The organism is Streptomyces liliifuscus (assembly GCF_016598615.1).
In the GTDB taxonomy this organism is placed as follows: domain Bacteria; phylum Actinomycetota; class Actinomycetes; order Streptomycetales; family Streptomycetaceae; genus Streptomyces; species Streptomyces liliifuscus.
Genome location: NZ_CP066831.1, coordinates 8,301,548 through 8,321,108, shown reverse-complemented (window position 1 = coordinate 8,321,108; position 19,561 = coordinate 8,301,548). Strand labels below are relative to the sequence as shown.

Below are 19,561 nucleotides of genomic sequence, written 5' to 3'. Positions count from 1 at the left end.
CTGGTGAAGATCTTGAGGTGAGTTCGATAAGACCGACTGCCGACGCGGGTGGCGAGGCGGGCGCGCCCCGGGTGAGCGCGGCCGTCGTGCGGCGTTCCGTCGCCGTCCTCGTCCTGGTGGCCCTGGCCGCGCTGATCCCGTTCCTCGGGCCGCCCACCGCGCTGCGCGGCACGGGAGAGGCCTCCGCTCCCGGCATACGCGGGATAGCACTCCTGCGGACGGTCCTGTTCGCCGCGGTGTGCGTCTCGGCGGGCGAGCTGTTCGTCGCCCGGCTGGCCCGCAGGGTGCCGGGCGCGCCGCTCCAGGACGCGCCCCGCAGCTGGGCCCCGGCCGCGGCCGCCGCCGGTTTCGTCGCCGCGCTCGGTCTCGCCTCGGTGGTGGCCACCGGCAACCTGGTGCCGCGCAGTCTCTCCGACATGGACATCGGCGGTCTCTACCAGACCCGGGACGGCGCGCTCGCGCTGCTGGAGGTCAACGCGTTCGTCGTGATGGGCCTGTGCGCCCTGTCGCGCCGCCCGGGCAACCAGGTGTGGCCGCTGGCGGCGGTGGCCGTCGCGGAGGCGCTGCGCGCCCACCCCACCACGGAGCAGAGCCCGATGATCGGCTCCGGTCTGACACTCGTTCATGTGACGTGCGCGGCCCTGTGGGCGGGCGGGCTGCTGTATGTGCTGCGCACGCTCCACCGGTGGCGGAACACGGCCCCTGGGGAGGGCGTCGCGTTGTTGGGCCTCTACGCGCGCGTGGCGGCCGTTCTGCTCGCCGCGATCACCGCGACGGGTGTGTGCAGCACCCTGCGCCGGATGCCGCCCGGCACGGTCCTGGAACAGCTGACGACGACGGCGTACGGACGCACCCTGCTCGCCAAGGTGCTCCTCGTGGTCGCCGTCGCCGTCCTGGCCCTGTGGGCCCGCCACCGGCTGCGCCGGGCGGCCGACCCGCTCACCGCCTACTCCCCCGCGCGCGCGGAGGTCATGGTCCTGGGCGCCGTGGTCGCGGTCTCGGCGGTGCTCACCGCGGTGCCGGTGCCGATCCGCTGGTGACCTTCGCGGTCGGCCGGACTGGTCAGTTGGCGACCATGACCTTGAGCGCGGTCCGCTCGTCCATCGCCTTGTAGCCGTCCGGCACACCATCCAGACCGACGGTGAGGTCGAAGACGGGCGACGGGTCGATGGTCCCGTCGAGGACGTCGGGCAGCAGCTCCGGGATGTACGTGCGGACGGGCGCGACCCCGCCGCGCAGGGCGATGTTCCGGTCGAACATGACGCTCAGGTCGAGGCCGGTGCCGCTGCCGTGCGGAACGCCGACGAAGCCGATCGCACCGCCGTCACGGGTGATGTTCACGGCGGTCCGCATGGACTGTTCCGTCCCGACGGCCTCGACGACGGCGTGCGCGCCCTGGCCGCGGGTGAGTTCGCGTACCGCCTCGACAGCCGCGTCCCCGCGTTCGGCGACGACGTCGGTGGCCCCGAAACGCCGTGCGATGTCCGTACGGGCCTCGTGGCGTCCCAGCGCGATGATCCGGTCGGCGCCGAGCCGCTTGGCCGCCAGCACGGCGCACAGGCCCACGGCGCCGTCACCGACGACGGCGACCGTGGCTCCCGCGCGGGCTCCCGCGCCGAGTGCCGCGTGGTGGCCGGTCCCCATGACGTCGGAGAGCGTCAGGAGGGCGGCCAGCAGATGGTCGTCGGAGGCGGCCTCGGCGGGCAGCGCGACGAGCGTGCCGTCGGCGAACGGGACGCGCACGGCCTCTCCCTGCCCGCCGTCGGACCCGACCGAGCCCCAGAAACCGCCGTGCTCGCAGGACGTGGTGAGCCCTTCGCGGCAGTGGTCGCACACACCGTCGGACCACATGAAGGGCGCGACGACGAGGTCACCACGCCCGAATCCGGTCACCTCGGCACCGGTCTCCTCGACGATCCCGAGGAACTCGTGCCCGATCCGCTGGCCCGGCCGCCGCGCCGACTCTCCGCGGTACGCCCACAGGTCGCTGCCGCAGATGCAGGAGCGCAGCACCCGCACCACGGCGTCGCCCGGATTCCGCACCACCGGGTCGGGCACGTCCTCCACCCGCATGTCGAACGGGGCGTGGATGGTGGTGGCGCGCATGGCTGGATCCTGCTTCCTGCTCAGGTGGTGAGGGTGCGCCTCTCACGGTACGTCGCCTGGGGTGCGGGCTGCGCGCCGACTACCCCCAGCACCCCTCTGGCCAGCAGATACTGTGCCGCGATGTACGTGACCATGATCCAGAGGTCGGGCCGCGGAAGCTGTGGCCAGTCGGCGACGCCGGTCGCGATCAGGGTGTCCGAAAGCATGAACAGCGCCCCGCCGGCGCCCGCGAGGAGCCCGAGCCGTGCGGCCCCGTACGCCATCGCGGTCAGCAGCAGGCTGTAGCCGGCGACGGGGACGCGGAGGTCGGCCGGGAGCCCCGGCCACAGGAGGACGACCGTGGTGACGAGGGCGAAGGCGTACGCGGCTGCCGTCAGCCAGGTGGCACGCGCGCGTGGAGGCCGTTTCCCGGCGAGTGCTGTGGTCTGCCGGAAGAGCAGCAGATAGCAGACATGGCCCGCCGCGAAGGACGCCATCCCGGCGAGGAAGGCCGGCTCGGCGTCGAAAAGGAGCAGGACGTCTCCGCCCCACCCGAAGAGCAGCGCGGCGACGAGGAGCCGGGCTCCGCCGCACACGCGCGCGTAGAGGGCGAGCAGGGGCATCAGGAGGGGCTTGGCCACCGTATGACCGGTGTCGTACCCGGCGGCCAGGGAGACGAGGTCCACGACCGTCACCAGGCCGAGGGCGACGAGCAGCACGCGCGCGTGGCGCGCGTTCACGCGGCGGGCTCCGGCTCCGTGACGGACTTCTCCTGGGACGCCAGGGGCTCTTCGTGGGACGCGAGGGGCTTGTCGTGGGCCGCGACGGCCTTCTCCGAAGAGGTGGCCTGCCCCGAAGGGGAGGCGGGCGACGGCTGCCATCCCGGCCCCCCGAACATCCGCCCGGCGCGCTCCCGCCAACTCCCCGCGGCCCGCAGGTCCCTGGCGATGGCGGCGTACTCGTGGGTGGCGACCCGGATCGGGTTGTACGTGTCGATGTTCTTGGTCAGCCCGTACACCGGCCGCTCGGTCTCCGGGACGAACGACCCGAAGAGCCGGTCCCAGACGATCAGGATCCCGCCGAAGTTACGGTCCAGATAGCCGCCCTGGGAGGCGTGGTGGACGCGGTGGTGCGAGGGCGTGTTGAAGACGAACTCGAAGGCCCGGGGCAGCTTGTCGATCCGCTCGGTGTGGATCCAGAACTGGTACACGAGGTTCACCGACGAGCAGAACGCGAGGGCGGCCGGATGGACGCCGAGCGCGATGAGCGGGACGTAGAACGGCCACACCGTCCAGGTCGTCCAGGGCTGGCGCAGCGCGGTGGTGAGGTTGAACTTCTGGCTGGAGTGGTGCACGACATGACAGGCCCAGAGGATCCGGATCACGTGATGTCCGCGGTGCGACCAGTAGTAGAAGAAGTCCTGCGCCAGCAACATCAGTGGCACGGTCCACCACAGGACGGGCACCCGTAGTGGTGTCAGCTCATATATCGCCGTGTAGATGGCGACGATCGGGATCTTCCACAGAAGGTCGAAGGCCAGACTCCCCAGCCCCATGCCGACACTCGTCGCGGCGTCCTTCGTCTCGTACCCGGCGGCATCGTCGTCCGGATGGATCCGGACGCTCACCACCTCGATCACGGTGAGCAGCACAAACGCGGGTATCGACCACAGCACGACATCGGGCAGGTTCGGCATGCAAGCACCGTAGAACCGCTGGTGGACCGCGGCTAGACGTTGTTACCCACAAGTATTACCGGCGGTATGCGCTTGCTTCTTGGCGATCTCCACCAAGGAGCCGCGCGGCCCGGCCCCGGTGCGAGCGCCTCAACCCCAGGTCATGGCCGTCACACCCCCGCCGCGCCCAGCAATGCCCCCGCCCCATAGGTGACCGCCATCGCCAACGCCCCGCCGGCCGCGTTCCGCAGCACCGCCCGGCCCGGGTCCGCGGCGCCGAGGCGGGCGCTGATCCAGCCGGTCAGGACGAGGGCGGCGAGGACCGAGACCACGGTGACCGCCAGCCGCCAGTCGGCGGGCGGGAGCACCATCGCCAGCAGCGGGAGCAGCGCCCCGGCGGTGAACGCCAGGAAGCTCGCCCAGGCCGCGTGCCACGGGTTCGCCAGTTCGTCCGGGTCGATGCCGAGCTCCACGCGCGCGTGTGCCTTCAGAGCGTCCCGTTCCGTGAGCTGTTGCGCCGCCTCCAGGGCCACCTCCCGCGAGAGTCCCCGTTCCTCCAGCAGCTCCGTGAGCTCCTCCAGTTCCGCCTCCGGCTGGTCCCGCAACTCCCGCCTCTCCGCGGCGAGGGCGGCCTTCTCCGAGTCCCGCTGGGTGGAGACGGACACGTACTCCCCCGCGGCCATCGACATGGAGCCGGCCAGCAGGCCCGCGAGCCCCGCCGTCAGCAGGGCCGCGCGGTCGTCCGTCGCCCCGGCCACGCCGACGACGAGGCCCGCGGTGGACACGATGCCGTCGTTGGCACCCAGAACGGCCGCCCGCAGCCAGTTCAACCGCTCGCCCAGCGCCCCGCCGTGGGCCTCGTCATGCGTCGGTTCCGTCACATGCGGGAGCATCCCACCCGGGACGTCACCAGACCCGTACCGACCCTCCCCGCGCGAACACCGGACTCGTCGCGTCCGATGGAGGCTCCCCCAGTGGTTCGGCGATCTCCTGGGCGGTCGGGCCGGCCTTCGCCGCGATGGGGTCGAGGAGGTCGAGGTCGAAGCCGTACACGCGGGCCGCGTTGCCGCCGACCATCGCCGCGATCTCCGCGCGGGAAAGGCCCGCGTACGCGATCCGCAGGCCCTCGCGGGAGTACGGGTACGTGCCCTCGTCGTGCGGGTAGTCGCTGCCCCACATGATCTTGTCGAGGCCGATGCGGTCGCGGAGCGGTACCTCGTGCGGGCGCATGAAACTGGCGCCGACGAAGCAGTTGTCCCGCCAGACCTCGGAGGGGCCCTTGCCCATCGAAGCGGCGAGCCCGGCACCGAACTTGGACTCGGCCGTGGTCGCCTTCGTCGCCGCCGCGACCAGCCGCCCGTGGTAGTAGTCCAGCATGTCGAGCACCCCGGGTATCCAGCCCGAACCCTGCTCGGTCAGCACCAGTTTCAGGCCGGGATGGCGGCGGAAGGCGCCGCCGAAGATCAGGTGCCAGAGCGCGCGGTGCGAGAACCAGGTCGTCTCCACCATGAAGACGGCCCGGGCCGCGGGCTCCTCGCCGAGCGGCGGGGAGGCCGAGCCCGCGTGGTGGTTCACGGGCACGCCCAGTTCCTCGCAGACCGTCCAGATCGGGTCGTACGCCGACGAGTACAGCTCGGGCAGCCCGCTGCCCGGTGGCGTGCCGGGCAGCAGCAGGCCGCCCCGCAGCCCCGCGCCGACCGCCCACCTGATCTCCTCCACCGCCTCCTCGACGTCGTTGAGGAGGATCTGGAAGACGCCCGCCCGCCGGCCCGGGGCCGCCGCGCAGAAATCCGCCAGCCAGCGGTTGTGGGCCCGCAGTCCCGCCCAGCGCCGCTCGAACTCCTCGGCCGTCGGCGCGGGCGCCATCAGCGAACCCGAGGGGAAGAACGGCGGGATGGTGTTCGGGAAGACGACCTCGGCGACGATCCCGTCCTGCTCCAGCTCCGCGAGCCGCCGCTCCGAGTTCCAGTTCTTGTCGGCGGTGTCGGCCATCAGGTCCTCGTACGGATTGACGTACGAGGCTGCCCAGGCGTCGAACTCCTCGTGGTACCGACCTGCCAAGTACGGCTTGTAGTCGAGGAGATCGGCTCCCGCGTGGCAGTCGGCCGAGATGACCGTGTAGCGGTCGTCACTCACCGGGTTCTCGCCCACGGGGTTCTCGTTCCGGGTGTTCACGGGGTCACCCCCAGGACCGGGAAGTCGTGGTCCGTCAGCCAGTGCCGGCCCACCTCGCGCGAGCGCGCCCAGGACGCCTCGACGGCCGACTGGTCCTCGGACTGGCCGAGTTCGGCCGGTGTCGGGCCGATACGCCGGGCGAGCGGGGCCAGTTTCCCGGTGTCGAAGCCGAAGACCTCCGCCGCCGCCAGGCCCAGCATGCGGCGCGTCTCCGCCACCGGGATGTCGTGGAACGTGCGCGACAGCCACGCGCGCGTGTCGGGCCAAGTGCCCTCGGGATGCGGGAAGTCGCTGCCCCAGAGGATGTTGTCGACGCCGATCTCGTACCGCTGCGCGAGTTCGCGCCGCTTGGTGTTGGTAGCGCAGATGAAGACCTGGCGGTCCAGGTACTCGTGCGGCGAACGCGTCAGCTCCGCGAAGGGGGACAGCTTCTTGCCGCCGTGCGCGCCCAGGTAGAGCCGGTCCATGAACCACAGGAGGTTCGGCAGCCACCAGCAACCCGACTCCGCCACACCGAACCTGAGCCCCGGGTGGCGCTCGAAGACACCGGACCAGAGCAGGAACCACAACGGCCTGGCCGGCCACCAGGTCACCTCGCTCACATAGATCCCGAGGTGGTCGCCGTACTCGTGGCGGGGCGCCGCCCCCGAGTGCGTCAGCACCGGCATGGAGCACTCCGCCGCGGCGGCCCACACGGGGTCGTAACGGCGGTCGTGGTAGGGCTCCTTGTCGACCCACATGGAGGGGATCATCAGCGCGCCGAGGCCCGACTCCTTGGCGCGGTACACCTCGGCGACGACCCGCTCGGCGGGAGCCGTGACGGGCAACAGGGCGACTCCGCAGTGGCGTTCGGGGTTCTCGCCCACGAAGTCGGCCAGCCAGCGGTTGTGCGCCTGCGCGCCCGCCATGCCCAACTCCGGGTCCTGGTCGCCGGAGAGGCCGAGGCCCACCCCGAAGGGCGCGGCCGTCCGGCTGTCCACGGCGTCGGCGTCGGGGAAGACGACCTCCGCAGCAACTCCGTCGCCGTCCAGTTCCTTGAGCCGCTGCGCGGAGTCCCAACCGCCGCGCAGGCCCTCCTCGTTGTCCTGGAACCACTTGCTCGCGAACGCCTCGTTGCGGATGCCGAGCCGTGTCATCTCCTCGCGGCGGCGGTCGCGGCCCGCGAGGAACTCGTCGAAGTCCCGGTGGAAACGGGCGTCCAGATAGGGCCGGTACTCCTCGGTGGGCAGTCCGGCGTGGCAGTCGGAGGAGATGATCAGGTAGGGCTCTGTCGTAGCGGCCATTTTGCGGCTCCTCGGTCCGGTCCAGTCCTCAGTCGAGAATGAAGTTCTCCAGGTACGCCGGATCGGCGCGGTCGAGCATCGACCGCGAGCGCGCCCGGATCTGCGCGTCGCTGTGCTCGCTGTCGGGCAGCAGCCAGAAGCGGTCCGCCCGGATGCCGTCCGCCACGAAGTCGGCGACCTCCTCGACCGGCGTGAACCGCACGTCCTTCCCCGCCTCCTTCATCGCGGCCTCCCACTGGTCGAGGCTGCGGTACGGGGTCTGGCGGGGCTTCTGCTTCGCGTACCGGTCGGGCCGGTTGCGATGCGACTCCCACAGCCCGGTACGGAGCATGTGGGGCCCCGGGAAGAGCACGGAGGCCCCCACGCGCGCGTGCTCGGCCCTCAGGTGCGCGTACAGGGACTCGGTCATCGTCACGACGGCCGCCTTGGTGACGGCGTACACGGAGGCGGTGGGCAGGGGCGCGATGCCGCCGTCGCCGGACGAGGTGTTGACCACATGGCCCGGCTCCCCGCCCGCCAGCATCCGCGGCACGAAGGCCTGGACGCCGTGGAAGACGCCCCAGACGTTGACCGCGAACGCCCACTTCCAGTCGTTCGGGTCGTGCTCCCACATACGGCCCTCGGCGCCCGAGCCGACTCCGGCGTTGTTGCACAGGACGTGCACGGCACCGAACCTCTCGTACGTCTCCTCGGCGAGCGCGACGACCTCCTCGCGCTCGCCGACGTCGACCACGCGCGCGTGCACCACGGCCCCGTCCTCGCGCAGCCCGGCGGCGGCCTTCTCCAGGGCGCCCTCCTCGACGTCGGCGAGGACGACCTTCAGCCCCTCGGCCGCGAACCGCCGTGCCATGGCCAGCCCGATGCCGCTCGCGGCTCCGGTGACGACGGCGACCTGTCCCGCCCTCAGTTCCATTCAGGTGCTCCCCTCGGGCGGCCCGTCGAGAATCTGCTGCGGGTCGTCGTAGCGCTGGTGGATGTACGGCAACAGGGCCTGCCCGCTGACCCGTTCGACGACTCTGCCCCTCTGGTCGGTCGTCTTCTCGCCGAGGGTGATCTCGACGAGTTCGCGTACGGGGAGGTCGGCGACCGGGTCGTACATGGACTCCCGGAGGACGACGTCACCGGTGATCCGCTCCAGCCTGCGCACCTTCTCGTTGCGCACGCAGTGCACGAGTACGGGGTCGGCGTCGAAGCCCGAACCGTCCACCGCCGGAAGGAACTTGAAGTAGAAGTCGGTCTTCTGTGTCGGCTCCGGCAGGGGCAGCGCCCCGCTGACCGCGCCGCGTACCTCCACGAACTCGATGCCGTGCCGGGCGAGGGCCGCACGTACGACGAGACCGTCGCGCTCGACCGTCACCTCGCCGAGCTTCTTGGGCTCCCCGAAGACCTCGCGGCCGCCGATGAGGGCCCGCTCGTGGGTCATCGGCATGACGAGCGGGTACCAGCCCTCGACCCCGTCGTGCACGGCGGCGACCGCGAACGAGCCCGCGCCCAGGGGGTATCCGGGCAGGTCGACCTTGCTGATGTTCACCCGGACCAGGGGCCGCCCGGTGGGTTTGAGCGGTGGCGGCAGGACCGCCGCGACCGCGTCGGGGTCGCTCTCCCAGACGGCCACCACACCGGTGGACCAGATGTCGGGGAGCCGGGAGCTCGCGGTGCGCGCGGCGCCGATCTCCGCCTCGGTCCGCGCGCCGTACCGTACGCGTGCCATGTCGTACCGCCCTTCTCTGACCGTCCTTCTCTGATGGGCCGTCACCTGTAACACAGTTACAGCAGACCTCGCGAAGGGTAAATACTCGTGCGCCACAGGGAATTGGGGGCGTCATGGCGAGACCGGCACTGACCCGCGAGGAGGTCCTGGCCGCCGCCGCGGACCTGGTGAGGCAGCACGGTCCCCAGGCGCTGACGATGCGCAGGCTCGCCGCCGAGCTGGGCACGGCGGTGACCTCGATCTACTGGCACGTCGGCAACCGCGAGTCGCTGCTCGACGCGCTCGTCGAACGCACCGTCGCCGAGCTCGGCGAGATCCGGCCCGTCGGGCGCACCCCGGCGGGGCGCATCGTGTCCGTGGCGCGCGCCCTGCGCCGACGGCTGCGCGACCATCCGCACCTCGTCGCGATGGTGCACGAACGCGGCCTGACGGAACGGATGTTCCTGCCCGCGCAGCAGGCCCTGGTGCACGAGGTGCACGCGGCTGGACTGCGTGGGACACGGGCCGCCGATGTCGTACGGGCCGTGCAGTTCCAGGTCGTCGGGCACGTCCTGGTCGAGCGCAACCGTGAGCGCGCCCCGGCGCAGCACCCCGGCGAGGAGGAGCTGTGGGGGGCGCGTACGGCGGAGGAGGACCCGGCGCTCGCCCGCACCCTCGCGCGGGCCATCGACACCGAGAAGCTGTTCACCCTCTCCGTGAAGGCGCTGGTGGCCGGGCTGTTGGCGGGGGCTCGTGACGGGGAGTCGGACTCCGGATCCGGCCCGGGCCCGGACTCCGGGGACAGGACTGTCAGTCGCGCCCCTTATCCTCAGTGACCATGCTCGAAGACCATCAGACCGCACCGTCCACCACCCCGTGGCCGGCCGCCTATCCGCAGGGGTACGCGGTCGTCGACGTGGAGACCACAGGACTGGCCCGCGACGACCGCATAGTGTCGGCCGCGGTCTACCGGCTGGACGCGCGCGGCGAGGTCGAGGACCACTGGTACACGATGGTCAACCCGGAGCGGGACCCGGGTCCTGTGTGGATCCACGGTCTGACGAGTGATGTGCTCGAAGGGGCGCCCCTGTTCCCGGAGATCGCCGAGGAGTTCGCCTCCCGGCTCGACGGCCGCGTCCTCGTCGCGCACAACGCGGTGTTCGACTGGTCGATGATCGCGCGGGAGTACGCGCGCGCGGAACGCGAGGCGCCGGTCCGTCAGCGGCTGTGCACCATCGCGCTGTCCAAGGAGCTGGGCCTGCCGCTGGCCAACCACAAGCTGGAGTCGCTCGCGGCGCACTTCGGCGTCGTACAGCAGCGCGCGCACCACGCGCTGGACGACGCGCGCGTGCTGGCCGAGGCGTTCCGGCCGAGCCTGCGGGCCGCCGCGCGCGAGGGCGTACGGCTGCCGCTGCTCGAATGCCGGCCGCTGACGGAGTGGACGGACCGGGCCGCCCCGCGGATCGGCCGGCAGTCCGGGGGCTCCTCCTCCGGCGGCTACTCGTCGGGGGGCTACCCGTCCGGGAGTTGGCGCCCCTCGCGCAAGCGGCCCGCGTGCCCCTATCCCAACCCGGGGCGGTACGAACCGGGCAAGCAGCTCAAGCAGGGCATGCGCATCGCGTTCTCCGGGGACACCTCGGTCGAGCGCGACCTCCTGGAGGACCGCGCGGTCGAGGCCGGGCTGCATGTGGCGACGAGCCTGTCCCGGCTCACCAGCCTCCTCGTGACGAACGACCCGGACTCCGGTACGTCCAAGGTGGTCAAGGCCCGCCAGTTCGGCACTCCGGTCGTCGACGAGGCGGCGTTCGGCCAGCTGCTGCGGGACGTGGAGCCGGCGTCGAAGGCGTGACGGAGCGTCTGCCGTGCTCAGCGTCGGCCGTACGGGGCGCACGCCGGGGGCGCGGGCATCCGGTCGTACGGGTGATTGGGGAGCGACTCGCCCGGCGACCGCTCGCCCGTACCGCCCCGGCGGCCCACCCTGTGGCGCATGGCACGTTGTGAGGTCTGCGGAAACGACTACGGCATGACGTTCGAGGTGCACGCACAGGGTGCGGTGCACGTCTTCGACTGCTTCTCCTGCGCCATCCACCGCATGGCGCCCATCTGCGAGCACTGTCGCGTCCAGATCATCGGCCAGGGTGTCGAGGTCGAGGGCCACTGGTACTGCGGGGCCCACTGCGCCCGCGCGGAGGGGAGGGTGGGGATCATCGACAAGGTCTGAACCCCCCGTCCGAACCACACGCCGCCAAGCCACCCCCTCCCGTCAACACCCCATGACCGAGTTGTACGGTCGTGGGGTGTACCGCTTCCTGTTGTCCCGGCAGTGGGTGATCCTCACCCTCATCATGCTCGCGCTCATCCCGACGATGATCGAGCTGGGCTTCTGGCAGCTGCACCGGCACGAGCACAAGGTCGCGCTGAACAAGGTGATCTCCGACTCGCTGTCCGCGAAGCCGGTCCCCGCCGAGTCGCTCACCGCGCCGGGCAAGGCGATCGAGCGCGACGACCTGTACCGCCGGGTGACCGCGAAGGGCACCTTCGACACCGCGGACGAGGTCGTCGTCCGCCGTCGCACCAACTCCGACGAAGAGGTCGGCTTCCACGTACTGACCCCGTTCGTCCTGGACGACGGCAAGGTCCTCATGGTGAACCGCGGCTGGATCCCCGCGGACGGGGCGCAGACCGAGTTTCCGAAGGTGCCCGCGCCCGCGAAGGGCGAGACCACCGTCACGGGCCGGCTGATGGCCGACGAGACGACCGCCGACAGCGGCATCAAGGACGTCCGCGGCCTCCCCGACCGCATGGTCATGCTGATCAACAGCGAGCAGCAGACGAAGGCACTCGGCAAGCAGGTCCTCGGCGGCTACGTCGAGCTGACCGCGCCGGAGCCGAAGGGCGACACCCCGGAACTGATCCCGGAGCCCGACCACAGCGGCATCGGCCCCCACATGGCGTACGCGATCCAGTGGTGGCTCTTCGCCGCGGGCGTCCCGGTCGGCTGGGTCGTCCTGGTCCGCCGAGAACGCCGAGACCTGGCAGAAGCGGCAGCCGCCCAGACCGAGCCAGAGGCCGAACCGGCCACGGTCTGAGCACGGCGGACCGCGGGGACCGAACCCCGCCCCCTCCGTCGTACAAGCGGGGCCGGGCCCCACCAGGGGCGCGGGGAACTGCGCGATCAGCCCCCACCGACCCGCACCCACACAACAACCCCTCGCCGGGATTGATCGTCGTACCCGCCGGGAACCCGGCAACAGTGCACCCATCCATCGAGGACTACGCCCTCATCGGCGACCACCAGACCGCCGCCCTTGTCGGACGGGACGGGTCGATCGACTGGCTCTGTCTCCCCCGGTTCGACTCGGCGGCCTGTTTCGCGAAACTGCTCGGGGACGAGGAGAACGGCCACTGGCGGATCGCGCCGAAGGGGGCGGACGCCTGCACCCGCCGCGCGTACCGGACCGACTCCCTCGTACTCGACACCGAGTGGGAGACGGAGGACGGCACGGTACGCGTCACCGACCTGATGCCACAGCGCGACCGCGCCCCCGACGTCGTACGGATCGTCGAAGGCGTCAAGGGCCGGGTCACCGTGCGCAGCACGCTGCGGCTGCGCTTCGACCACGGCTCGATCGTGCCGTGGATGCGCAAGTCCGACGGCCACCGGGTGGCCGTCGCGGGCCCGGACTCGGTGTGGCTGCGCACCGAGCCCGAGGTTCGCACCTGGGGCAAGGACTTCGGTACGCACTCGGAGTTCGAGGTCGCCGAGGGTGAGAAGGTCGCCTTCGTACTGACCTGGCACCCCTCGCACGAACCGCGCCCAGACCGCGTCGACCCGTACGAGGCGCTGGCCGCGAGCCTCTCCGACTGGCGGGCGTGGGTGGCCCGGTGCCGCTACGACGGACCGCACCGGGACGCCGTCGTCCGCTCCCTGATCACGCTCAAGGCGCTCACCTACGCGCCGAGCGGCGGCATCGTCGCGGCGCCCACGACATCGCTGCCCGAGGAGATCGGCGGCGTACGCAACTGGGACTACCGCTACTGCTGGCTGCGCGACTCCACGCTCACCCTGGGCGCGCTGCTCGCGTGCGGCTACCAGGAGGAGGCGGCGGCCTGGCGCGACTGGCTGCTGCGCGCCGTGGCGGGCGACCCCGCGGAACTGCAGATCATGTACGGCCTGGCGGGTGAGCGGCGGATCCCCGAGTTCGAGCTGGCGTGGCTGCCCGGTTTCCGCGGTTCGGCGCCGGTCCGGATCGGCAATCACGCCGTACGGCAGTCGCAGCTCGACGTGTACGGCGAGGTGATCGACTCGCTCACTCTCGCGCAGCACGCGGGGCTGCCCGCCAAGCCGCACGTGTGGCGGCTCCGCCAGGCGCTGATGGACTTCCTGTGGTCGGCGTGGCGCGAGCCGGACGAGGGGCTGTGGGAGGTCCGGGGTCCGCGCCGCCACTTCGTGCACTCGAAGGTGATGGCCTGGGTGGCCGCCGACCGCACGGTCCGCACAATGGAGGAGAACCCGGACCTGAGCGGTGACGTGGACCGCTGGCGCGCGATGCGCGACGAGGTGCACCGCGAGGTGTGCGAGCGGGGCTACGACCCCGAGCGCAACACGTTCACGCAGTCGTACGGCTCCCGCGAACTGGACGCCGCGCTGTTGCTGATCCCCCGCCTCGGCTTCCTGCCGCCGGACGATCCTCGGGTGGTCGGCACGGTGGACGCGGTCCGGGCGGAGCTCACGCGCGACGGACTGGTGCGCCGGTACGACTCGGACCCCACGGCCATCGACGGGCTGCCGGGCAACGAGGGCTCGTTCGTCGTCTGCTCGTTCTGGCTCGCGGACGCGTTGCATCTGACGGGCCGTACGAAGGAGGCCCTCGACCTGTTCGAGCGGCTCGTCGCGCTCCGCAACGACGTGGGGCTGCTGGCCGAGGAGTACGACCCCGTGGCCGGCCACCAGCTCGGCAACTTCCCGCAGGCGTTCAGCCACATCGGTCTGGTGGGCACCGCCCTCACCCTGTTCGACGGCGAAGGGCACCGGGGCGGCTATGGAGGGTCGGACGAGGAGGGGGCAGGATAGGGCCATGGATCTTGGACTGAAGGACCGCGTCTACGTCGTCACCGGAGCAACGCGCGGCCTGGGCCACGCCTCCGCGCGTGAGCTCGTCGCCGACGGCGCGAAGGTGATCATCACGGGGCGCGACGAGAAGACGGCGGCCGAGGCCGCGACGGCCCTCGGCCCGAACGCGCACGGCGTGGCCGTGAACAACTCCGACCCGACGGCTCCGGAGCGCCTGATCGCGGCCGCGCGCGAGCGCTTCGGCGGTTTCGACGGCATCCTGGTCAGCGTCGGGGGCCCGCCGCCCGGGTTCGTCGCCGACAACACCGACGAGCAGTGGCAGTCGGCGTTCGAGTCCGTCTTCCTGGGCGCGGTCCGGCTGGCCCGCGCGGCCGCCGCGGAGCTCGGCGAGGGCGGGGTCATCGGCTTCGTGCTCTCCGCCTCGGTGCACGAGCCGCTCCCGGGGCTGACCATCTCCAACGGTCTGCGTCCCGGTCTCGCGGGGTTCGCCAAGTCGCTCTCCGACGAGCTCGGGCCGCGGGGGATCCGGGTGGTGGGGGTGCTGCCTGCCCGGATCGACACGGATCGTGTGCGCGAGCTGGATGGGTACGCGCCGGATCCGGAGGCCGCGCGGGCCGCCAATGAGGCGCGGATTCCGCTCCGTCGGTACGGGACGCCGGAAGAGTTTGGCCGTACGGCCGCGTTTCTGTTGTCTCCGGCTGCGTCTTATCTGACGGGGATCATGGTGCCTGTTGATGGTGGGGCTCGGCACGGGTTCTGACTCCGCGGGTCCGTTTGTGGGTGCGGGTCGGTGGGGGCTTGTCGCGCAGTTCCCCGCGCCCCTGAAAGCAGGAGGCTGCGCCTCCCCGCTTCCAGGGCACGCCCTTAGTTGACCCTCTCCGCGCCGTGCTTGACCCCCCGTAGGCGTACGTCTGCCGGGAGTGAGGCCAGGCCTGCCGAGTCTCTTGCGTGGGCCAGGGCCTCCGTGGTCAGGCGGTGGAGGGCGTCGCCGGGGTCGGCGTGGGGCTCCAGGAGGAGTTGGACGCGTGCCTCGGGGACCGTGCGGCGTCCGGTGAGTGACACGTGGGCCCGCTCGACCCCGTCCAACGCGCCCGCCTCACCGGCCAGTACGCCCTCCAGGGCCCGGCCCCTCAGCAGCGCGCCCTCGCCGTCGCCGGTGTCGACGAGCACCTCGGCGAGTCGGCGCCGCCGCAGTACGGCCGTGAGCCACCACAGGGCGAGCAGCACGGTCACGGCGAGTACGGCGATGACGGTGGGCCACCACCAGCCGTCGTCCCGCCACCTCGCCCGGTCCGCGTCGCTCAGCAGCACGTCGTGCCGTCCGTCGTGGATCCACCACGAGGGCGGGTCCGCGCCGAGGCCGACGGCGAGCGCGGAGCCGCCGAACACCACGAGGAGCAGGCCCGCGAGGCCCAGCAGCACCCGGTTCACGATCCTCAGCATCGAGCTCATCCCTTCCGGCCCGGCCGCGCGACATGCACCGACAGCGCGGGGCGCCGGGCGAGCCCGAGTCCCCTGATGCCGTCGGCGAGCGTGGCGTCCAGATCGGCGCGTACGTCGTCGAGTTCACGGAAGTGCGACACCGCGCGGACGTCGACCTTCCTGCGCCCCACCCGGACCCGCACCGACCGCACGCCGGACACCTCCATGGCCCGGTCGCGCAGCACCATGGCGGCGGCGCCCCGGTGCAGGCCGGCCCGTACCTCGGTGTGGGCGCGGCGCATCGGCAGGACGTCCCGCAGGCCAGGTGTCGCGGCGAGCACGAGCAGCCAGACGCCGAGGGCCGTCGCGACCCCCGCGCCGACGAGCACCCAGGTGTCGTCGAGGGGCCGCTCGGCGAGCTCGTTGGCCAGGGACCTGCGCCAGTGCATGGCGGGCCGGTCGGCGCGGACCGCGGCGACGTCGTACAGCAGGAGTCCCGCACCGGCCACGATCAGCAGCGCGAGGATGCCCGCGGGGACGCGGCGGGCCGACCAGAAGCGGCCTTCCGCGTCGTCGGCCTCTTCGAGGACGGGCAGGGGTTTGTAGTCCGCCGCGGAGGCGGACTGGCCCAGTTCGCTCTCGGCCGCCTTCTCGATGACGGGCAGGTGCTGGGTGCTCTCGGAGCCGTGGGACTCGCTCATTGCGTCCTCCCCTGTGCCGCGCCGCGCGTCTGCGCCGAGTGCAGCCGCTCCACCTGGACGGCGACCTCGGGCACTTCCATCCCCGCCAACGCCTCTACCCGCTGAACGACTTGGTGACGCACGGCAGCGCACTGGCCACCGATGTCGGAGGGGTAGTCGAGTTCGAGGCTGACCCGGACACGGGCGACCTCGTGGTGGACGATCACGGTGGCGTGCGGGGGAACGGCGTCGGGCGGCAGCACGTCGAGAGCCTCGCGCGCCGCGCGTGCGGCGATCTTCGCGACGACCCGGTCGGCGATCCGGAGCGCGCCCCGGTCGGCCGCCGCGACGGTCCGGCCGGGACTGCCGGGCCGGACGACCGCACGGGATCCGGCGGGCTCACCGGCCTCCCCGGCCGCGGTGGACTCACCGGACACGCGCGTCACCGCCGCCGGTCGTCGCGGGTGCCGCGCGTGCGGAAGAACTCACCGGGGTCCAGGTCCCCTTCGAGGAACCGGCCCACGACGAAGCCGATGGCGCCCAGCGCCGCCACCAGGAGGAAGGCGCCGAACCCGCCGAAGTACCCGGCGAAGCCCAGCGCCATTCCGGCGATCATGCCGATCACGGCCCAGCTCATGGTGCACTCCTCAGCAGGTCACTGACGGACAGGGCAGGTCACCGGCGAGCACCGGCGGACCACCGGTACCGCGTCACTGGAGCCTGCTCTCCGGTTCCTCGTCCTCTTCCTCCGGCAGTTTCACGTCACTGACCGCGATGTTGACCTCGACGACCTCAAGGCCCGTCATACGCTCGACGGCCGCGATGACGTTCTCCCGTACGTCACGGGCGACGTCCGCGATGGACACGCCGTAGTCGACGACGATCTCCAGGTCGAGCGCGGTCTGCACCTCGCCGACCTCGGCTTTCACGCCGCGTGTGGCGGACTTCGAACCGCCGCCGGGGACCCGGTCGCGCACCGCGCCGAAGGTCCGCGAGATACCGCTGCCCATCGCGTGCACGCCGAGGACGTCGCGGGCGGCGAGCCCGGCGATCTTCTCGACCACGCCGTCGGCGATGGTGGTACGCCCCCGGCCGGCCGGGTCCCCACCGCCGCGCTTGGTCACGCCGGTCTTCCTGAGCTGCTGGTCCGGCTGCTCGACCTCGGGGGTCTCCGGCCGTTTCCGCTGAGTCGTGTCGCTCATCGCCGTGCATCCCTTTCGGTAGGCCCCTCCGCCCACACTAAGTCGGGTTACCCGGTCGCGCGCCGGGGATGCGGCAGGCTGAGGCAATGACGGCGGACCGATGGACCCAGGCGGTCAGAAATCAGCTCGGCCTCGGCAGACTGCTGCCCCTCGGGGGCGCGCACGACGGCGCATGGATCACCGAGGCGGCGGCCACCGCGGTACTGCGCCGCGCGGCCCGCGACGTGCCGGGCGTACGCCTCACGGCCGTACGCCTCGCCCTCACCGACCCGGACAACACCCCGGAGCCGGCCGTCCCGCCCCCGCCGAGCGCGCTGCCTCCGGGCCCCCTGCGCATCACGGCGGATTTCGCGGCCACACCGGCCGAACCTCTCCCGGCAACCGCCTCCCGCCTGCGGACGGCTCTCACCTCAGCGGCGACGGACCGACTGGGCCTGAAAGTCACGGAGGTGGACCTGCGGGTGACGGGCCTGCTGGAGGAGGCTGCGGGCACGGCGGACGAGGACGAGTGCGACGGACGCTCCGGGGACCCCGACCTCCGGCTGGACGCCGACGAATCCCGCGTGGCCACCGCCGTACGATCCGTCCCCGGTGTCACCCGCCTGGCCGCGGTCCACATCGCGCCCCGCCCCGGCACCGCGTCCCTCCCCCGTCGCCATGTCCGCGTGGATTTCGAGACGGGGGCGTCCACACGCACGCTGGACGTGGCAACAGCAGTCCGCAAAAGGGCCACCGAGGCACTACCGGATCACCCATCGGTGGCGGCCTTGGTAACAGCGGTAACCCCGGGTTCCTAGGGGCGCGGGGAACTGCGCGACAAGCCCCCACGCACCCGCAGACGACAATCGACCTCAGTCACCCACACCCGCGAGGTCCCTCAACCGCCGCCCCTGGGCGGCCCGCTCGGCAACCCGCTGATCCTCATACGTACGCCCCACCGCCCCCTGCAACAACGCTTTGGTCTCGATCAGCGCGTCCCGAGGGGCGGCAAGCAACGCCCCGGCGAGATCACGCGCGGCGGCGTCGAGCTGATCGGCAGGCACGGCGACGCTCGCGAGCCCGGTCCGCTGTGCCTCCTCGGCGTGCACGAACCGCCCGGTCGCACAGATCTCCAAAGCTCGCGCGTACCCGACGAGCCCCACCAGCGGGTGCGTACCCGTCAGGTCGGGCACGAGCCCGAGGCTGGTCTCGCGCATGGCGAACTGCACGTCGTCCGCGACGACGCGCAGGTCACAGGCGAGAGCGAGCTGGAAGCCCGCCCCGATGGCATGCCCCTGCACGGCGGCGATGGACACGATGTCGCTCCGTCGCCACCAGGTGAAACCCTCCTGGTACTCGGCGATGGCAGCGTCGAGCTCGGCGTCGGAACGACGCGCGAGATCGATGAAGGACGGCTCGCCGTCGAACCCCTCGGGAGTGAACGCCTGCCGGTCGAGCCCCGCGGAGAAGGACTTGCCTTCGGCGCGCAGCAGGACGACACGGACGGTGCCCGGCAGCAACTGCCCCGCCTCGGCCAGTGCCCGCCACAGAGCGGGGCTCTGCGCGTTGCGCTTGGCCGGGTTGGTCAGCGTCACCGTGGCGATCGCGTCGTCGACGGTGAGCCGTACGCCGTCCTTGTCGAGCAGCGGGTCGAACGAAGCCATGGGGGGGCCTCCGATGTGTGCGGTCAGAGCGGGTGCCGTAGGAGCACACCCTTAAGTGACTGCACAGTAACCACCCGGGCGGTCAATCGACCGACCGGGTGGCCACCATCGGAGAACGAGGAGCCGCCCGGCGTCAGGCCGACGCGGCCTTCTTGCCCCGCGTCGCTCCGCCACGCCCACGGAGCGTGACGCCCGACTCACTGAGCATCCGGTGTACGAAGCCATACGAGCGGCCGGTCTCCTCGGCCAGCGCCCGGATGCTCGCACCGGAGTCGTACTTCTTCTTCAGGTCTGCCGCGAGCTTGTCGCGCGCGGCGCCGGTTACCCGGCTGCCCTTCTTCAGAGTCTCGGCCACCCGTGCCTCCTCATGGGAAGTGCGCTCTGGACTTCTCATGATCACCCCTCAAGAGCTTCCTGGCCACCCATTCGGCAAGGTCCGTGCGACAAGCTTTGGGTCATGGAAGCCCGTCACCATGAGCGGAATACGGAATTCCGCGCGCGCTTGTCCGTACGGCCGAACGGGTTCATCCACGAAGTGCCAGGTCAGCGACGTGCGACGGCCGGACCCTTGGGAATGCGGGGCCCGGCCGGAAAATCGATGTAGGACACACCTCGGTACGAGGAGATCTCAC

Annotated in this window: 23 protein-coding genes; 8 read left to right on the top strand and 15 right to left on the bottom strand. The window is 71.7% G+C overall.

All coding sequences use genetic code 11. The features are described 5' to 3' along the window. Positions 1-17: 17 nt before the first annotated feature. A complete protein-coding gene (locus JEQ17_RS35895) occupies positions 18-1,040 on the top strand; it encodes a CopD family protein (RefSeq protein WP_407700111.1) in 1,023 nt (340 codons plus the stop codon). A 22-nt stretch (positions 1,041-1,062) separates the two neighbouring features. Here the strand turns inward: JEQ17_RS35895 and JEQ17_RS35890 are convergent, their stop codons facing one another. The 8 genes from JEQ17_RS35890 to JEQ17_RS35855 all read right to left on the bottom strand — a co-directional run bounded on the left by JEQ17_RS35890 (position 1,063) and on the right by JEQ17_RS35855 (position 8,929). Next, complete coding sequence (locus JEQ17_RS35890) at positions 1,063-2,106, bottom strand: zinc-dependent alcohol dehydrogenase family protein (RefSeq protein WP_200399136.1); 1,044 nt, start codon at positions 2,104-2,106, stop codon at positions 1,063-1,065. A gap of 20 nt (positions 2,107-2,126) precedes the next feature. Beyond that, positions 2,127-2,825 (bottom strand): lysoplasmalogenase, encoded by a 699-nt coding sequence (locus tag JEQ17_RS35885; protein WP_200402123.1) that lies wholly within the window; start codon positions 2,823-2,825, stop codon positions 2,127-2,129. Then, positions 2,822-3,781, bottom strand: a complete 960-nt coding sequence (locus JEQ17_RS35880; RefSeq protein WP_200399135.1) for a sterol desaturase family protein — start codon at positions 3,779-3,781, stop codon at positions 2,822-2,824. Before JEQ17_RS35880 ends, JEQ17_RS35885 begins: the two co-directional genes overlap by 4 nt. Positions 3,782-3,930: 149 nt before the next feature. Then, entirely contained in the window at positions 3,931-4,641 is a 711-nt protein-coding gene (locus tag JEQ17_RS35875) for a VIT1/CCC1 transporter family protein (protein WP_200399134.1), read from the bottom strand. A 25-nt stretch (positions 4,642-4,666) separates the two neighbouring features. Beyond that, positions 4,667-5,935 (bottom strand): amidohydrolase family protein, encoded by a 1,269-nt coding sequence (locus JEQ17_RS35870; protein ID WP_234048494.1) that lies wholly within the window; start codon positions 5,933-5,935, stop codon positions 4,667-4,669. Further along, a complete protein-coding gene (locus JEQ17_RS35865) occupies positions 5,932-7,218 on the bottom strand; it encodes an amidohydrolase family protein (protein WP_200399133.1) in 1,287 nt (428 codons plus the stop codon). Before JEQ17_RS35865 ends, JEQ17_RS35870 begins: the two co-directional genes overlap by 4 nt. A gap of 28 nt (positions 7,219-7,246) precedes the next feature. After that, entirely contained in the window at positions 7,247-8,131 is an 885-nt protein-coding gene (locus tag JEQ17_RS35860; protein ID WP_200399132.1) for an SDR family NAD(P)-dependent oxidoreductase, read from the bottom strand. Next, the gene (locus tag JEQ17_RS35855) at positions 8,132-8,929 is read right to left on the bottom strand and encodes an acetoacetate decarboxylase family protein (protein ID WP_200399131.1); all 798 of its coding nucleotides are present in this window, start codon (positions 8,927-8,929) and stop codon (positions 8,132-8,134) included. It abuts the gene before it with no gap. Between the two features lie 113 nt (positions 8,930-9,042). Between JEQ17_RS35855 and JEQ17_RS35850 the strand changes: the two genes are divergently transcribed. From JEQ17_RS35850 to JEQ17_RS35825, 6 genes are all read left to right on the top strand, one after another. Beyond that, on the top strand, positions 9,043-9,744 hold the full coding sequence (locus tag JEQ17_RS35850; protein ID WP_200399130.1) for a TetR/AcrR family transcriptional regulator: 702 nt from the start codon (positions 9,043-9,045) through the stop codon (positions 9,742-9,744). Positions 9,745-9,746: 2 nt separating this feature from the next. Further along, the gene (locus JEQ17_RS35845; RefSeq protein WP_200399129.1) at positions 9,747-10,757 is read left to right on the top strand and encodes a DEDDh family exonuclease; all 1,011 of its coding nucleotides are present in this window, start codon (positions 9,747-9,749) and stop codon (positions 10,755-10,757) included. A gap of 138 nt (positions 10,758-10,895) precedes the next feature. Continuing rightward, positions 10,896-11,129 carry a hypothetical protein gene (locus tag JEQ17_RS35840; RefSeq protein WP_143637050.1) on the top strand — a complete coding sequence of 78 codons (234 nt, stop codon included), beginning with the start codon at positions 10,896-10,898 and terminating at the stop codon, positions 11,127-11,129. Positions 11,130-11,205: 76 nt separating this feature from the next. Continuing rightward, positions 11,206-11,997 carry an SURF1 family cytochrome oxidase biogenesis protein gene (locus tag JEQ17_RS35835; protein ID WP_200401891.1) on the top strand — a complete coding sequence of 264 codons (792 nt, stop codon included), beginning with the start codon at positions 11,206-11,208 and terminating at the stop codon, positions 11,995-11,997. A 164-nt stretch (positions 11,998-12,161) separates the two neighbouring features. Next, complete coding sequence (locus tag JEQ17_RS35830) at positions 12,162-13,982, top strand: glycoside hydrolase family 15 protein (protein ID WP_200399128.1); 1,821 nt, start codon at positions 12,162-12,164, stop codon at positions 13,980-13,982. A gap of 4 nt (positions 13,983-13,986) precedes the next feature. Further along, positions 13,987-14,742 (top strand): SDR family oxidoreductase, encoded by a 756-nt coding sequence (locus tag JEQ17_RS35825; RefSeq protein ID WP_200399127.1) that lies wholly within the window; start codon positions 13,987-13,989, stop codon positions 14,740-14,742. Positions 14,743-14,846: 104 nt separating this feature from the next. Here JEQ17_RS35825 and amaP read toward each other — a convergent pair whose 3' ends face one another. The 5 genes from amaP to JEQ17_RS35800 form a co-directional block, all read right to left on the bottom strand. After that, on the bottom strand, positions 14,847-15,425 hold the full coding sequence (amaP, locus tag JEQ17_RS35820; RefSeq protein ID WP_200399126.1) for an alkaline shock response membrane anchor protein AmaP: 579 nt from the start codon (positions 15,423-15,425) through the stop codon (positions 14,847-14,849). 5 nt (positions 15,426-15,430) lie between these two features. Continuing rightward, positions 15,431-16,105 carry a DUF6286 domain-containing protein gene (locus JEQ17_RS35815; RefSeq protein ID WP_200399125.1) on the bottom strand — a complete coding sequence of 225 codons (675 nt, stop codon included), beginning with the start codon at positions 16,103-16,105 and terminating at the stop codon, positions 15,431-15,433. Then, positions 16,102-16,521: an Asp23/Gls24 family envelope stress response protein gene (locus tag JEQ17_RS35810; protein ID WP_200399124.1), complete on the bottom strand. Its 420-nt coding sequence runs from the start codon at positions 16,519-16,521 to the stop codon at positions 16,102-16,104. Before JEQ17_RS35810 ends, JEQ17_RS35815 begins: the two co-directional genes overlap by 4 nt. A 5-nt stretch (positions 16,522-16,526) precedes the next feature. After that, positions 16,527-16,721 carry a hypothetical protein gene (locus JEQ17_RS35805; protein ID WP_200399123.1) on the bottom strand — a complete coding sequence of 65 codons (195 nt, stop codon included), beginning with the start codon at positions 16,719-16,721 and terminating at the stop codon, positions 16,527-16,529. A gap of 73 nt (positions 16,722-16,794) precedes the next feature. Further along, positions 16,795-17,286 (bottom strand): Asp23/Gls24 family envelope stress response protein, encoded by a 492-nt coding sequence (locus tag JEQ17_RS35800; protein WP_200399122.1) that lies wholly within the window; start codon positions 17,284-17,286, stop codon positions 16,795-16,797. A gap of 86 nt (positions 17,287-17,372) precedes the next feature. Here JEQ17_RS35800 and JEQ17_RS35795 point away from each other — a divergent pair, with 86 nt between their 5' ends. Continuing rightward, positions 17,373-18,083, top strand: a complete 711-nt coding sequence (locus JEQ17_RS35795; protein ID WP_200399121.1) for a nucleopolyhedrovirus P10 family protein — start codon at positions 17,373-17,375, stop codon at positions 18,081-18,083. 54 nt (positions 18,084-18,137) lie between these two features. Here JEQ17_RS35795 and JEQ17_RS35790 read toward each other — a convergent pair whose 3' ends face one another. Both JEQ17_RS35790 and JEQ17_RS35785 read right to left on the bottom strand, forming a co-directional pair. Continuing rightward, positions 18,138-18,929 (bottom strand): enoyl-CoA hydratase/isomerase family protein, encoded by a 792-nt coding sequence (locus JEQ17_RS35790; protein WP_200399120.1) that lies wholly within the window; start codon positions 18,927-18,929, stop codon positions 18,138-18,140. 133 nt (positions 18,930-19,062) lie between these two features. Continuing rightward, entirely contained in the window at positions 19,063-19,284 is a 222-nt protein-coding gene (locus JEQ17_RS35785) for a helix-turn-helix domain-containing protein (RefSeq protein WP_006123601.1), read from the bottom strand. Positions 19,285-19,561: the final 277 nt, after the last annotated feature.

What these genes read in the sequence shown, in the direction of transcription:
- JEQ17_RS35890 (WP_200399136.1), bottom strand. Translation starts at nt 2,106, where the DNA reads ATGCGCGCCACCACCATCCACGCCCCGTTCGACATGCGGGTGGAGGAC.
- JEQ17_RS35880 (WP_200399135.1), bottom strand. Translation starts at nt 3,781, where the DNA reads ATGCCGAACCTGCCCGATGTCGTGCTGTGGTCGATACCCGCGTTTGTG.
- JEQ17_RS35865 (WP_200399133.1), bottom strand. Translation starts at nt 7,218, where the DNA reads ATGGCCGCTACGACAGAGCCCTACCTGATCATCTCCTCCGACTGCCAC.
- JEQ17_RS35860 (WP_200399132.1), bottom strand. Translation starts at nt 8,131, where the DNA reads ATGGAACTGAGGGCGGGACAGGTCGCCGTCGTCACCGGAGCCGCGAGC.
- JEQ17_RS35855 (WP_200399131.1), bottom strand. Translation starts at nt 8,929, where the DNA reads ATGGCACGCGTACGGTACGGCGCGCGGACCGAGGCGGAGATCGGCGCC.
- JEQ17_RS35850 (WP_200399130.1), top strand. Translation starts at nt 9,043, where the DNA reads ATGGCGAGACCGGCACTGACCCGCGAGGAGGTCCTGGCCGCCGCCGCG.
- JEQ17_RS35845 (WP_200399129.1), top strand. Translation starts at nt 9,747, where the DNA reads ATGCTCGAAGACCATCAGACCGCACCGTCCACCACCCCGTGGCCGGCC.
- JEQ17_RS35840 (WP_143637050.1), top strand. Translation starts at nt 10,896, where the DNA reads ATGGCACGTTGTGAGGTCTGCGGAAACGACTACGGCATGACGTTCGAG.
- JEQ17_RS35825 (WP_200399127.1), top strand. Translation starts at nt 13,987, where the DNA reads ATGGATCTTGGACTGAAGGACCGCGTCTACGTCGTCACCGGAGCAACG.
- amaP (WP_200399126.1), bottom strand. Translation starts at nt 15,425, where the DNA reads ATGCTGAGGATCGTGAACCGGGTGCTGCTGGGCCTCGCGGGCCTGCTC.
- JEQ17_RS35815 (WP_200399125.1), bottom strand. Translation starts at nt 16,105, where the DNA reads ATGAGCGAGTCCCACGGCTCCGAGAGCACCCAGCACCTGCCCGTCATC.
- JEQ17_RS35805 (WP_200399123.1), bottom strand. Translation starts at nt 16,721, where the DNA reads ATGAGCTGGGCCGTGATCGGCATGATCGCCGGAATGGCGCTGGGCTTC.
- JEQ17_RS35800 (WP_200399122.1), bottom strand. Translation starts at nt 17,286, where the DNA reads ATGAGCGACACGACTCAGCGGAAACGGCCGGAGACCCCCGAGGTCGAG.
- JEQ17_RS35795 (WP_200399121.1), top strand. Translation starts at nt 17,373, where the DNA reads ATGACGGCGGACCGATGGACCCAGGCGGTCAGAAATCAGCTCGGCCTC.
- JEQ17_RS35790 (WP_200399120.1), bottom strand. Translation starts at nt 18,929, where the DNA reads ATGGCTTCGTTCGACCCGCTGCTCGACAAGGACGGCGTACGGCTCACC.